The 13,200-nt window shown below is 62.7% G+C and carries 11 protein-coding genes; 6 read left to right on the forward strand and 5 right to left on the reverse strand.

Translation table 11 applies throughout. The features are described from left to right. Positions 1-3 precede the first annotated feature (3 nt). The 4 genes from FHR27_RS11715 to FHR27_RS11730 all read left to right on the forward strand — a co-directional run bounded on the left by FHR27_RS11715 (position 4) and on the right by FHR27_RS11730 (position 4,029). A complete protein-coding gene (locus FHR27_RS11715; RefSeq protein ID WP_179538646.1) occupies positions 4-930 on the forward strand; it encodes a LysR family transcriptional regulator in 927 nt (308 codons plus the stop codon). A gap of 93 nt (positions 931-1,023) precedes the next feature. After that, positions 1,024-1,578 carry a peptidylprolyl isomerase gene (locus tag FHR27_RS11720; protein ID WP_042556137.1) on the forward strand — a complete coding sequence of 185 codons (555 nt, stop codon included), beginning with the start codon at positions 1,024-1,026 and terminating at the stop codon, positions 1,576-1,578. A gap of 155 nt (positions 1,579-1,733) precedes the next feature. Continuing rightward, positions 1,734-3,569 (forward strand): ABC transporter ATP-binding protein, encoded by a 1,836-nt coding sequence (locus FHR27_RS11725; protein WP_179538647.1) that lies wholly within the window; start codon positions 1,734-1,736, stop codon positions 3,567-3,569. Positions 3,570-3,765: 196 nt separating this feature from the next. Then, the gene (locus tag FHR27_RS11730) at positions 3,766-4,029 is read left to right on the forward strand and encodes a DUF2790 domain-containing protein (protein WP_042556167.1); all 264 of its coding nucleotides are present in this window, start codon (positions 3,766-3,768) and stop codon (positions 4,027-4,029) included. Positions 4,030-4,074: 45 nt separating this feature from the next. On the opposite strand, the gene FHR27_RS11735 is transcribed toward FHR27_RS11730, so the two are convergent. From FHR27_RS11735 to gcvA, 4 genes are all read right to left on the reverse strand, one after another. After that, positions 4,075-5,199: a GNAT family N-acetyltransferase gene (locus FHR27_RS11735; RefSeq protein WP_042556139.1), complete on the reverse strand. Its 1,125-nt coding sequence runs from the start codon at positions 5,197-5,199 to the stop codon at positions 4,075-4,077. Between the two features lie 120 nt (positions 5,200-5,319). Next, on the reverse strand, positions 5,320-6,639 hold the full coding sequence (locus FHR27_RS11740; protein WP_042556140.1) for an OprO/OprP family phosphate-selective porin: 1,320 nt from the start codon (positions 6,637-6,639) through the stop codon (positions 5,320-5,322). A gap of 262 nt (positions 6,640-6,901) precedes the next feature. Then, a complete protein-coding gene (locus tag FHR27_RS11745; RefSeq protein ID WP_179538648.1) occupies positions 6,902-8,026 on the reverse strand; it encodes a beta-ketoacyl-ACP synthase III in 1,125 nt (374 codons plus the stop codon). Between the two features lie 175 nt (positions 8,027-8,201). After that, positions 8,202-9,098: a transcriptional regulator GcvA gene (gene gcvA / locus FHR27_RS11750; RefSeq protein WP_179538649.1), complete on the reverse strand. Its 897-nt coding sequence runs from the start codon at positions 9,096-9,098 to the stop codon at positions 8,202-8,204. A gap of 106 nt (positions 9,099-9,204) precedes the next feature. On the opposite strand from gcvA, the gene FHR27_RS11755 reads away from it, so the two are divergent. Beyond that, the gene (locus FHR27_RS11755; protein ID WP_179538650.1) at positions 9,205-9,909 is read left to right on the forward strand and encodes an SDR family oxidoreductase; all 705 of its coding nucleotides are present in this window, start codon (positions 9,205-9,207) and stop codon (positions 9,907-9,909) included. Between the two features lie 86 nt (positions 9,910-9,995). On the opposite strand, the gene FHR27_RS11760 is transcribed toward FHR27_RS11755, so the two are convergent. Then, positions 9,996-10,964 carry an NAD(P)H-quinone oxidoreductase gene (locus FHR27_RS11760; protein ID WP_179538651.1) on the reverse strand — a complete coding sequence of 323 codons (969 nt, stop codon included), beginning with the start codon at positions 10,962-10,964 and terminating at the stop codon, positions 9,996-9,998. Positions 10,965-11,092: 128 nt separating this feature from the next. Here FHR27_RS11760 and FHR27_RS11765 point away from each other — a divergent pair, with 128 nt between their 5' ends. Beyond that, positions 11,093-13,183, forward strand: coding sequence for a carboxy terminal-processing peptidase (locus FHR27_RS11765; RefSeq protein ID WP_179538652.1), 2,091 nt, complete (start codon positions 11,093-11,095; stop codon positions 13,181-13,183). Positions 13,184-13,200 lie beyond the last annotated feature (17 nt).

Consider the following 13,200-nt stretch of genomic DNA (forward strand, 5'->3'; position numbering starts at 1 on the left):
GAAATGAAGGCCCCACGCGTAACCCTCGATCAGTGGCGCACTCTGCAGGCGGTGGTCGACCATGGCGGTTTCGCCCAGGCCGCCGAGATGCTGCACCGCTCGCAATCGTCGGTCAGCTATACGGTGGCACGTATGCAGGAGCAACTGGGCGTGCCGCTATTGCGTATCGATGGGCGCAAGGCCGTGCTTACCGAAGCGGGTGACGTGCTACTGCGCCGCTCCCGGCAACTGGTCAAGCAGGCCAGCCAGCTCGAAGACCTCGCGCACCACATGGAGCAGGGCTGGGAAGCCGAGGTTCGCCTGGTGGTCGACGCTGCCTACCCGAGCGCTCGCCTGGTGCGCGCACTCACCGCCTTCATGCCGCAAAGTCGCGGCTGTCGCGTACGCCTGCGAGAGGAAGTGCTGTCGGGTGTCGAGGAAGTACTCAAGGAAGGCGTCGCCGACCTGGCAATCAGTGGCTATAACATTCCCGGCTTCCTGGGCTCGGAGATGAGCCCGGTGGAATTCATCGCCGTGGCCCACCCCGATCACGCCCTGCACCGCCTGCAACGACAGTTGAACTTCCAGGACCTGGAAACCCAGATGCAGGTGGTGATCCGCGATTCCGGGCGCCACCAGCCCCGCGACGTCGGCTGGCTCGGCGCCGAACAGCGCTGGACGGTGGGCAGCCTGGCCACCGCCGCCAACTTCGTCGGCAACGGTCTGGGCTTCGCCTGGTTACCGCGCCACATGATCGAGCGCGAACTGAGCGACGGCCTGCTCAAGCCCCTGCCGCTGGAAAAAGGCGGCAGTCGCAGCCCGGTCTTCTTCCTCTATGCCAGCAAGGACAAGGCCCTGGGGCCTGCCACGCAGATCCTCACCGACCTGATTCAACGCTTCGATGCCGCGCCGCTCAACGCGGCCTTCGCCTCGCCGCCGGCGCTGGCCTGATCAGGGTTCGCCTGCCCCCGGCAAGCGCACGTGCTTGCCTTTCTCCATGAAGTCGAAAACACTGCTGCCACCTCACCTCAGGACTCGAACACGATGTTGAAGAAACTCGCCCTTACCGCCTGCTCGCTGCTGTTCACCGCCCAGCTCATGGCGGCCGAAAATCCGCTCGTGCTGCTGACCACCAGCCTGGGCGAAATCGAGGTGCAGCTCGACGAGCAGAAAGCGCCGATCAGTACCAAGAACTTCCTCGCTTACGTGGACAGCGGCTTCTACAAAGGCACCCAGTTCCATCGTGTGATTCCGGGTTTCATGGTGCAAGGCGGCGGTTTCGACGAGAGCATGCGCCAGAAGAACACCGGCGCGCCGATCAAGAACGAAGCCGACAACGGCCTGCACAACGTGCGTGGCACGCTGGCCATGGCACGCACCCAGGCGCGGGACTCGGCGACCAGCCAGTTCTTCATCAACCACACCGACAACGCCTTTCTGGACCACGGCTCGCGGGACTTCGGCTATGCGGTTTTCGGCAAGGTGACCCGCGGCATGGAAGTGGTCGACCGTATCGCCCAGGTGCGCACGGCCAACCGCGCCGGTCAGCAGAACGTACCGGTTGACCCGGTGGTGATTCTCGACGCCAAGCGCCTCTGATACTGCTACCCTTTGCCGGTAGACCCGCGTGCCAGAGCATGCGGGTTGCCCCTCGAGCCCAGCGCTCGCGCCTCTCGGCATTCCAGCCGGCCGGTTACGCCTGTCGGTAGCAACACGTGAAACACCCGCCCACTCGCCAGAGCAGACTGTGCCTCATGTTGTTCCGCCGCTTCGAAAATCTGATCGACGTCTTCAAACCCAGCCCTGATGTGGCACCGCCCGACGGCATGCTGCGCTTCTACGCCCACTACCTCAAACAGGTATGGCCGTTGATGATCGCCGTGCTGGTGATCGGCTTCTTCGCGGCGCTGATCGAAGTCGCGCTGTTCAGTTTTCTCGGCCAGTTGATCGACATGGCGCAGGCCACTGCCGACGCCCGCACGTTCTTCGCCGAACACCGCGACGAACTGCTGTGGATGGCGCTGGTGGCATTGATCATCCGGCCTCTGGTGTTCGGCCTGCACAATCTGCTTACCCACCAGGCGATCAACCCGGGGCTGACCAACCTGATTCGCTGGCAGAATCACCGTTACGTGCTCAAGCAGAGCCTGAACTTCTTCCAGAACGACTTCGCCGGGCGTATCGCCCAGCGGGTCATGCAGACCGGGCCATCGCTGCGCGATTCGGCCATGCAGGTGATCGACGCACTGTGGCATGTGGTGGTGTACGCCGGCAGCGCACTGTACCTGTTCGCAGCGGCCGACCTGCGCCTGGTGGTGCCGCTGTCACTGTGGATCATCGGCTACAGCGCCGCGCTCTGGTACTTCGTGCCGCGCATCAAGGCGCGCTCGGCCGCTGCCTCCGCGGCGCGCTCCAAGGTCATGGGCCGGGTGGTGGATGGTTACAGCAACGTCGCCACCCTCAAGCTCTTCGCCCACTCCCGCGAAGAGGAAACCTACGCCCGCGAGGCCATGCAGGAACTACTCGACAAATTCCGCCTGCAGTCACGCACCATCACCAGCCTGGACTTCCTCATCACCTGCATGAACGGTCTGCTGATCGTCGGTACCGGCGCCCTGGCGCTGTGGCTGTGGAGCGAGGCGCTTATCAGCACCGGCGCCATCGCCCTGGCGCTGGGCCTGGTGATCCGCATCAACAACATGGCCGAATGGATCATGTGGGTGGTCAACGGCATTTTCGAGAACGTCGGCACCGTGCAGGACGGCATGCAGACCATCGTTCAGCCGCGCCAGGTGCTCGACCACGAAGACGCCAAACCGCTTCAGGTACGACAAGGCGGCGTACGCTTCGACGACGTGCATTTCCACTATGGCAAGAAAGGCGGCGTGATCAGCGGCCTGACCATCGACATTCGCCCCGGCGAGAAGATCGGCCTGGTAGGCCCCTCGGGGGCCGGCAAGTCGACCCTGGTCAATCTGCTGCTGCGCCTCTATGACCTGGAAAGCGGGTGCATCCTCATCGATGGCCAGAACATCGCCGATGTCAGCCAGGAAACCCTGCGTGCCAACATCGGCGTGGTCACTCAGGACACGTCCCTGTTGCACCGCTCGATCCGCGACAACCTGCGCTACGGCAGGCCCGATGCCAGCGATGAAGAGCTCTGGGCCGCCGCCCGCAAGGCCCGCGCGGATGGCTTCATCAGCACGCTGGACGACAGCCAGGGTGGCCTCGGTTTCGAGGCCCAGGTCGGTGAGCGTGGAGTCAAGCTGTCCGGCGGCCAGCGTCAGCGCATCGCCATTGCCCGGGTGCTGCTCAAGGACGCGCCGATTCTGGTGATGGACGAAGCCACCTCGGCCCTCGATTCGGAAGTCGAATCGGCCATCCAGGAGAGCCTCGACAGCCTCATGGATGGAAAGACGGTGATCGCCATCGCGCACCGCCTGTCGACCATCGCGCGCATGGATCGCCTGGTGGTGATCGACAAGGGCCAGGTGATCGAGACCGGCACCCACGCCGAACTGATCGAGCGTGGCGGTCTGTATGCCCGTCTCTGGCAACACCAGACAGGCGGCTTCGTCGGCGTCGATTGATGCTGGCAGGCGGCACCAGGCTGAGTAAGCCCAGGCTAATCGTTAGCTTGCTAACATCATCATTTTTCATGATGTGTACTAGCAAAGGCATCAATTTCCGCGATGCCGACATTGCTGGTCATATAAGTCCCAAGAGGCAACGAAACCGATTGGATCGGTCAGGCTGCCTCACATCGAAATGATCGAGGACATCATCATGAAAATCGCAACTGCCGTTACCGCCCTGCTTTCCAGTCTCGCTCCTGCCGTGTTCGCCGCCGACGTTCAGCCCAAACCCGGTGCCGGCCTGCCGACCGAGGATTATCACTACGGCATGAAAGTCGATGTGCAGAAAATCCTGTATCGCACCGACGTCTCCGACAAGAGGGGTGTCGTGCCGGTGATCATGGTGTTCACCGACAGCCAGGGCGAAACCCACAAGATGCGTTTCCTCGAGTGGGGCGGCCGCTACGACGGCTGACCGGTCGCGGCGCTGCGGCTCCCCCGCAGCGCGCCACCGCGCAGGTCAGACCTGCCTGTAAGGCAGCATCTCGCGCGCCTGCTCAGCGTAGGCCAGCACGCCCTCCCGCTCTTCCTGCAGAAACCCCGCCACCGCATCACGTAGCCCGTCGTGCACCAGGTAGTGCCAGGAATGGGTGATGACCGGCTCGAAGCCGCGAATCAGCTTGTGCTCTCCCTGAGCGCCCGCATCGAAGCGCTGCAGACCCAGCTCGATCGCCTGCTCCATGCCCTGATAGAAACAGGTCTCGAAGTGCAGCCGATCGAACTCGGCCAGGCAACCCCAGTAGCGGCCATACACGCTGTCGCCACCGAGCAGGCTGAACGCCATGGCCACCGGCTGTGCACCACGACAGGCCAGTACCACGCGAATGGCCTCGGGCATACGCTCGGCCAGCAGGCTGAAGAAGGCCCGGGTCAGGTAAGGTGCCTGACCGCGTACATGGTAGGTATTGGCATAGCAGTGATAGACGAAGTCCCACTGCGCCTCGCTCAACTGCTGCCCTTCGCACCACTCGAAATGGATGCCCTGCCCCGCCACCTGCTCGCGCTCCTTGCGCATCTGCTTGCGTTTGCGTGAGCTGAGGGTGTCGAGAAAATCCTGAAAATCCCGGTAGCCGCGGTTATGCCAGTGAAACTGACAGCCCAGGCGCTGCAGCCAGCCATCACGTCCTTGCAGCACCTCGTCGCCAGCGGTGTCGGTGAAATTCACGTGCAAGCTGGACAGCCCCTGTTCCTGCAGAGACGCGGTCACGGCGTCGAGCAACTGCCCAGCCGACTCGGCCGTCCCCAGCAGACGCTGGCCGGTCACCGGCGAAAACGGAATGGCACCCAGCAACTTGGGGTAATAGGCGATACCAGCTCGACGGCAGGCATCTGCCCAGCCGTGATCGAACACGTACTCGCCGGAAGAGTGGTATTTGACGTAGGCCGGTAGCGCCGCCAGCGGCTTGCCGTCGGCACCGAGCAGCACCTGGTGAGCAGCCTGCCAACCGCTGCGGCCACCGACGCTGCCGCTGTCTTCCAGCGAGGCAAGAAAGGCGTGACGCAGAAACGGCTGGGGCCCGCTGAGCAGGCCGTCCCAGGTGGCGGCGTCGAGTTCGTTGAGGGCGTGCAGGCTGTAGACAGGCATCGGCAATATCCGCGGGCAATCAGCGCACACTATATCGCCAAGCGCCGTGTAGATCCGACCGCCCATAAAAAACCCCGCACGAGGCGGGGTTCAAAGGAGCACCACGTTGAAACGTATTGCTTAGAACGCGTACTGGGCGCGCAGAACGATGCCGTCACCGCTGTCATCGTTGGCTGCTACGGAGTTGACCTGGTTGTCGGCCTTGGCCTTGACGTAAGTGGCGCTGACTTTCACCGCTTCGTTGGCGTACCAGTTCACACCCAGGTTGTGCACCTTGCCGGTCACGTCGTCGGTCGGATCGATACCCACGGTATCGTCTTCAACCGCGATGTGGTCGTAGCGATAGAACAGTTCCCAGGCGCCGATGGACTTGTTGGCCGGCTTGATCGAATCGAACTTGCCGAGTTTGTAGGCACGCGCTTCACCGGTCAGGGTGTAAGCGACCTGGCCGTAGTAACCCTTGGCCTTGATGTCTTCACGGTTGGCTGCATCGGCTTTCATCTTGCGGGTGATGTACTCACCCTGGATGGACAGAGGCCCCATTGCCCAGGCTGCTTCCAGACCCAGTGCACGGTCGGTGTCGTAGGAACCGGCCGGCAGGTTGTTGGCACCACCCAGCAGCAGACGGTTACCGTTGGTACCAGCATCCTGGCCACCGTCGGTGCTCACGCCACGCATGCCCAGACGGCTGCGAATACGGCCATCGAACGCGGTGTCGGAAAGGTCACGCTGGGCGAAGTTGAAACCCAGGTGCAGCACGTTGCCAGCCTCATGCAGCGGGGCGAATACGCCGCGCAGGTTGAACTGCTTGGTGCTGTCGCCGTCTTCGTCAGCGTTGGTCGCGTCTTTGGCGAACAGACCAGCGGAACCGTAGATCGAATCACCAGCGGTACCCGAAACCTGGATGCCCAGACCACCGTTGTGGCTGTTGGCCCAGTCGGCCAGTTCGTAGGCAGCGGTACGCTCGGGAGCGGTCACCCACTTGGAGCTGGTGGCTTTTTCCAGACCGAACTCGGGGTCGAAGCGACCGATCTTGATCGACAGCGGCTTGAAGCCGTTGTAAGCCAGCGAGGCTTCGTCGAAGTAACCGTCCTCGGCACGGTTGTCACCGCCGGAGTTCTTGGAGAAGTCGTAGTTGACCTGATAAGCCCAGTCGCTATACAGAACGCCGCCGATTTCCAGGAAAGCGCGACGGAAGTAACCGGCGTCAGCCTTGTTGCCGTTCACGGTGTAGAAACCGTCGAAGGAGCTGTAGTCAGCCTGTACGCGACCGCCGATCTTGAAGCTGAATTCCTTGTCGGTGGTAGCGACTTCCAGGCCGCCTTTGGTTTTAACTACGATGTCAGCGCCGTCGGTGGTGACGGTGCCGGCGAAAGCCTGGGCGGAAACGGCCAGAGCCAGGGCGCTGGCTGCGAAACCGGCGAAGTGCTTACGGATCATCGAGAATTCCCCTAATTGAACTTAAGTGCTGAAAAACACCCGAGCTGTGGGCTCGTTCGTGCTGGGGGAATCTTCGCGGCGGCTTATTTCAGCGCCGTTGCTGATATATAAATATTTGATGACAAGGGAACTTTTTACTTCCTTTGAATATAAAGCTTGACAAGCCTCACCCCGGCCAAGTAACTGACCAGGCTGTATGGGCCGTTCTAGAGGGGTTCAGGCACAGCGACGGGCAGCACCTTGCATGCTGCCCGGGAGGCGATCAGCGCTTGCGCAGGATCACGCTGCCGATGGAATAGCCGGCGCCAAAGGAGCTGAGCACACCAATCGAACCGGCCGGCAGATCATCCTGATTCTTGTGCAGAGCGATCACCGAACCCGCCGAACTGGTGTTGGCGTAGGTGTCCAGGATCACCGGCGCTTCCTGTGGTTCAGGGTCGCGACCGAGCAGTTTGCGGGCGATCAACTGGTTCATGTTGAGGTTGGCCTGGTGCAGCCAGAAACGTTTCACGTCCGCCACGTCCAGCTGGTTTTCCTGCAGATGCGCCGCGATCAGTTCGGCCACCATCGGGCAGACTTCCTTGAACACCTTGCGCCCCTCCTGCACGAACAGCTTGTCGCCGGCAGCCTGGCTGCCATCCTGCGCGGCACGATTGAGGAAGCCGAAGTTGTTGCGGATATTGTTGGAGAACTGGGTCAGCAGCTTGGTGCCGACCACCTCGAACTGGTACTCGGACGTCGCCAGATCGGCTCGCTCGATGATCACTGCGGTAGCTGCATCACCGAAGATGAAATGGCTGTCACGGTCGCGGAAATTCAGGTGGCCAGTACAGATTTCCGGGTTGACCATCAGGATCGCCCGCGCCTGCCCCAGCTGCACGCTGTTGACCGCCGCCTGAATGCCGAAGGTGGCCGAGGAACAGGCGACGTTCATGTCGTAACCGAAGCCCTGGATGCCCAGCGCCGCCTGCACTTCGATGGCCACCGCCGGATAGGCGCGCTGCAGGTTGGAGCAGGCGACGATCACCCCATCGATGTCTGCGACGGTCTTACCGGCACGGGCCAGCGCCTGCTCGGCAGCCGCCACGGCCATCTCGCAGAGAATGCCCCACTGCTCGTTATCGCGCTCGGCGATGTACGGCACCATGCGTTGCGGGTCGAGGATGCCCTGCTTGTCGATCACGAAGCGGCTCTTGATACCCGAGGCCTTTTCGATGAAGGCGCTGTTCGACTCGCTGAGCGCCTCGATTTCACCCCGCTCGATGGCCTCGGCGTTCTCGCTGTTGAACTGCTGCACGTAGGCATTGAAGGACGCCACCAACTCGTCGTTGGAAATGCTGTTGGCCGGTGTGTACAGGCCTGTGCCGCTGATGACGACGTTATGCACGCTGTTTCCTCTTGTTCGGGGCTGTTGCCGGTCAGGCCGTGGCAGGCAGCCGACGGCACCGGTGCACGGGCGGGCGACACACGCCACCTCATAACCCGTAATCACTGGCGCTCAAGTGTGCCACAGGCTCAGCGGTCGCGCCCATTGGGCAGACAAACTGACGGGCGCATCGCCGCTATCGATCGTCGCGCGTCTGCTCCAGCAGCCAGGTACGCACTACCGCGAACGGTGCCTGCTGGCGTATTCGCCGTGGGCTGAGCAGATAGAACCCGCGCTCGTCCTGCAGGGTGGCGTCGAACGGGTCGATCAGTCGACCGGCCTGAATGTCCCGCGCGACGAAGAAGCGATTGGCCAGGGCAATGCCCTGCCCGGCAATGGCTGCCTCGATGGCCAGCGAAGTCTGATTGAAGCGCACGCTCCTGGCGGTGGCCTGTGGCGCCTCGGGGAACAGCAGATCGAGAAAGCGTGGCCAGAGGTTGTGCGCATCATGCAGCAAGGAATAGCGCGCTAATCCCTGCAGATCGCTCGGTGGTCCGAAGCGCTCGAGCAGCCCCGGGCTCATCACCGCGACGATCGCCTGCTCGAGCAGCAATTCAGCCTGTAGCCCGGGGCCGAACGGTGGGCGCCCATAGCGCACCGCCACATCCACGCCATCGTTGTGAAAGCTGGAAAGCCGCTCGCTGGCGAGGATTCTCAGGTCGATCTGCGGATGCTGCATCGAGAAGTCCGGCAACCGCGGGATCAGCCACTTGGAAGCGAATGTTGGCGTCACGCTGACGGTCAGGTGCAGCGGCGCCGGTCGCAGCCCCTGAGTGGCGTCGGCGATCAGCTCGAATGCCCGGCGCACGCTCAGGCTGTAGCTTCTGCCGCTCTCGGTCAGCGCCAGGCCGCGCGGCTGCCGCTCGAACAGCCTGAGCCCCAGGTCGGCCTCCAGACCACGAATCTGCTGGGCCACCGCGCCCTGAGTCACGCCCAGTTCTTCAGCCGCAAGGCGGAAGTTGAGGTGCCGCGCCACCACTTCGAAGACACGCAGCGCATTGAGCGACGGGAGCTGACCGAATTCTTCAGACATGAGTGTAGTTTTTCTACTGAGTCAAGGTACCGGAACTGCCTCTCTACCTGCGCCCCCCGGCTGCTAGCCTTATAGCCAACGCCACGACCGCAACGGAGACAATACGATGTCTGTAGAAAAAGTAGCAATCATCACCGCTGGAGGCAGCGGCATGGGTGCAGCGGCCGCACGTCGCCTGGCCGCGGATGGCTTCAAGGTCGCCATTCTCTCCTCGTCTGGCAAGGGCGAGGCACTGGCCACGGAGCTGGGCGGTTTCGGGGTGACGGGCAGCAATCAGTCCACCGAGGATCTCGCCAGGCTGGTCGACGGCACGTTGTCGCGCTGGGGGCGGATCGATGCGCTGGTCAACAGCGCCGGCCACGGCCCGCGCGCGCCGATTCTGGAAATCAGCGACGAAGACTGGCATCGCGGCCTGGATACCTACCTGCTCAACGTGATTCGCCCCACTCGCCTGGTCACCCCCGTCATGCAGCAGCAACAGGCTGGGGTGATCATCAATATCTCCAGCGCCTGGACGTTCGAGCCCAGTGAGCTGTTCCCGACGTCGGCGGTGTTCCGCGCCGGCCTGGCGTCGTTCACCAAGGTATTCGCGGACACCCATGCCCGCGACAACATCCGCATGAACAATGTACTGCCGGGCTGGATCGACAGCCTGCCATCCACCGAAGCGCGCAGAGCCAGCGTGCCGCTGCAACGTTATGGCAGCAGCGAGGAAGTGGCCGCGACCATCGCATTCCTGGCCTCGGAGGGAGCGGCCTACATCACCGCACAGAACATCCGCGTGGATGGCGGCATCACCCGCGCCGTCTGATCGGCCGGATCACGCATGAGCCGCTAGCAACGAAACATGACAGCCACGAGCGGCCCGACCATCGCCGGGCGCTCGTGGCCGGGGTTTCAGCTCAGGCTTTCGTCGATCACCAGCACCAGCTTGCCGTTGACCTGATTGCCTTCCAGGGTCGCATAGGCCTCATGGGCCTCGGCAATCGCAAAGGTGCGGGCCAGTTGCGGCTTGAGCCGGCCTTCGCTGAACAGCGGCCACACGTGCTGGCGCAGGTCGCGCAGCAGTTCGGCCTTGAACAGATCGTCGCGGTTGCGCAACGTCGAGCCGATCAGCTGGATGCGTTTGCCAAGCACCTGGGCCATGTCGATCTCGGCCTTGCGTCCCCCCATCAGACCGATGTTCACCCAGCGGCCATCGAGCGCCAGCAGCTTGAGATTCAACGAGGCGTAGCTGGCGCCGACCGGGTCGAGGATGACTTCAAACGGGCCGAAATCATCCGGCACCTTCAGCCCATCCTTGTCGCGAATCGCCCCACCACTGGCGCCCAGGCTCTCGCAATACGCCAGGCGATCGTGCGAGCCGACGGTCACCCAGCAGGTACTGCCGAAGGCCTTGCACAGCTGGATGGCCGCCGAGCCGACGCCACTGGCACCTGCGTGCAGCAGCACCTTTTCGCCGGGTTTCAGGCCGGCCAGCTGGAACAGGTTAAGCCAGGCGGTGGCGTACACTTCCGGCAAAGCCGCAGCCTCGTGCAGCGACAAGCCTTCGGGCACCGGCAGCACATGGCGCGCATCGACCACCACCTCTTCGGCCACGCCGCCGCCAGCCAACAATGCGCAGACGCGATCCCCCACCTGCCAGTCATCGCAGCCGGCACCCACTTCACTGACGATGCCCGCACACTCCAGGCCCAGCGTATCGCTGGCCCCCGGCGGCGGCGGGTAATTGCCGGCCCGCTGCAACAGATCGGCGCGGTTCAGGCCCGCTGCCGCCACGCGAATGCGTACTTCCCCTACATCACAGGCAGGCGTGGGACGATCGACCCATTCCACCTGCCCTTCAACGCCTTGCAATGCTTTCACGCTGCCTCCATAGTGCATTTGAACCTAGCCCAGCGCTCGCCGCTGGGCTTTTGCATTGCGCCGATGGAACCTGGCGCCCTCAAAGACGGCCTAATATGCGTTATCAACTGTCCCCACGTCGAATCAGCATGAAGCGATCTCTCATCAGCGCCACCCTGGCCCTCGTTCTCGGGCTGGGCGCATTGCCCCTCGCAGCCAAAACCAGCCAAGCCGATCCGTGGGAATACTTGCAGCCTGATCGCGATCAGGTCATCGCCAGTCTCAACGTGGTCGAACTGCTGCAGCGCCACCACTACAGCAAGCCGCCGCTCGATGATGCGCGCTCGGAGAAGGTCTATCAGGGTTACCTGAAGATGCTCGATCCGGCGCGCAGCTATTTCACCGCAGCGGATATCGCCGAATTCGATCGCTGGAAAGACAAGTTCGACGACCTGCTCAAGAAGGGCGATCTCGAACCCGGCTTTCATATCTACAAGCGTCAGCTCGAGCGTCAGCAGGGTCGTCTGACCTACGTTCAGGGTCTGCTGGCCAAGGGGGTCGACAAGATCGACTTCACGGTCAACGAAGACCTGCTGGTCGATCGTGAAAAAGCCCCCTGGGCCAAGGACGTCGCCGAGCTGGACGAGCTGTGGCGCAAACGCCTGAAAGACGAAGTGCTGCGCCTGAAACTGGCAGGCAAGGAGCCTGCGGCGATTCAGGAGCTGCTCACCAAACGCTACAAGGCGCAGCAGGCACGCCTGCAGCAGACCCGCAGCGAGGACGTGTTCCAGGCGTACATCAACGCCTTCGCCATGACCTACGATCCGCATACCAACTACCTGTCACCGGACAGCGCGGAAAACTTCGACATCAACATGAGCCTGTCCCTCGAGGGCATCGGCGCCGTGTTGCAGAGCGATAACGAGCACGTCAAGGTGGTGCGTCTGGTGCCTGCCGGCCCTGCCGAGAAGAGCAAGCAGATCTCGCCTGCCGACAAGATCGTCGGCGTTGGCCAGGGTGACGACGAGATCGTCGACGTGATCGGCTGGCGCCTCGACGAGGTGGTGAAACTGATCCGTGGTCCGAAAGGTTCGCGCGTGCGTCTGGAAGTGATTCCAGCGAGCAATGCGCCGAATGACCAGACCAGCAAGGTGGTCAGCATCACCCGTGAAGCGGTCAAGCTGGAAGAGCAGGCGGCCAAGAAATCCATCCTCAAGGTCGAGCAGGACGGACGCCCGTATACCCTCGGCGTGATCGAGATCCCGGCCTTCTATCTGGACTTCAAGGCGTTCCGCGCTGGCGATCCGGATTACAAGAGCACCACGCGCGACGTCAAGAAGCTGATCACCGAGCTGCAGGCCGAGAAAGTCGACGGTATCGTCATCGACCTGCGCAACAACGGTGGCGGCTCGCTGCAGGAAGCCACCGAACTGACCGGCCTGTTCATCGACAAGGGCCCGACCGTTCTGGTGCGCAACAGCGATGGCCGGGTCGATGTACTGGCTGACGAGCAGGACGGCGCCTTCTACAAGGGCCCCATGGCCGTGCTGGTCAACCGCCTGTCCGCCTCGGCTTCGGAGATTTTCGCCGGCGCCATGCAGGACTACCATCGCGCGCTGATTCTTGGCGGCCAGACGTTCGGCAAAGGCACGGTGCAGACCATCCAGCCGCTCAACCATGGTGAGCTGAAACTGACCCTGGCCAAGTTCTATCGCGTGTCCGGGCAGAGCACCCAGCACCGCGGCGTGGTGCCGGACATCTCCTACCCTGACGTGATGGACAACAAGGAAATCGGCGAGAGCGCCCTTCCCGAAGCCATGCCGTGGGACAGCATCCGCCCGGCGATCAAACCTGAACTGGACCCGATCAAGCCATTTCTCACCGAGCTGAAGAATCGTTACGACAGCCGTACCGCCGACAACCCGGACTTCAACTTTGCCCGTGAGCGCCTGGCCCTGTCCCGTGAACTGATGGCCGAGAAGACCGTCAGCCTCAACGAAACCAAGCGCCGCACCCAGCAGGCCGATATCGAGAAGCGCCAACTGGCGATCGAGAACGCCCGCCGCAGCGCCAAGGGCGAAGAGCCGTTGACCGAGCTGAAGAAGGAAGACGAGGACGACGCACTGGCGCAGAGCGAGGAAGAGAAAAAGACCAAACCGGAAGACGACGCCTACCTGTCGGAAACCGGCCACATCCTGATCGACTACCTCAAGCTCAATACGCGTTTAGCCAAGCAGTAATCGGCAAGCGGTAACCC

Origin of the sequence: Pseudomonas flavescens, from assembly GCF_013408425.1 — a bacterium.
In the GTDB taxonomy this organism is placed as follows: domain Bacteria; phylum Pseudomonadota; class Gammaproteobacteria; order Pseudomonadales; family Pseudomonadaceae; genus Aquipseudomonas; species Aquipseudomonas fulva_A.

Coding starts and splice junctions, on each gene's coding strand:
- FHR27_RS11715 (WP_179538646.1), top strand. CDS start 4: ATGAAGGCCCCACGCGTAACCCTCGATCAGTGGCGCACTCTGCAGGCG.
- FHR27_RS11720 (WP_042556137.1), top strand. CDS start 1,024: ATGTTGAAGAAACTCGCCCTTACCGCCTGCTCGCTGCTGTTCACCGCC.
- FHR27_RS11725 (WP_179538647.1), top strand. CDS start 1,734: ATGTTGTTCCGCCGCTTCGAAAATCTGATCGACGTCTTCAAACCCAGC.
- FHR27_RS11730 (WP_042556167.1), top strand. CDS start 3,766: ATGAAAATCGCAACTGCCGTTACCGCCCTGCTTTCCAGTCTCGCTCCT.
- FHR27_RS11735 (WP_042556139.1), bottom strand. CDS start 5,199: ATGCCTGTCTACAGCCTGCACGCCCTCAACGAACTCGACGCCGCCACC.
- FHR27_RS11740 (WP_042556140.1), bottom strand. CDS start 6,639: ATGATCCGTAAGCACTTCGCCGGTTTCGCAGCCAGCGCCCTGGCTCTG.
- gcvA (WP_179538649.1), bottom strand. CDS start 9,098: ATGTCTGAAGAATTCGGTCAGCTCCCGTCGCTCAATGCGCTGCGTGTC.
- FHR27_RS11755 (WP_179538650.1), top strand. CDS start 9,205: ATGTCTGTAGAAAAAGTAGCAATCATCACCGCTGGAGGCAGCGGCATG.
- FHR27_RS11765 (WP_179538652.1), top strand. CDS start 11,093: ATGAAGCGATCTCTCATCAGCGCCACCCTGGCCCTCGTTCTCGGGCTG.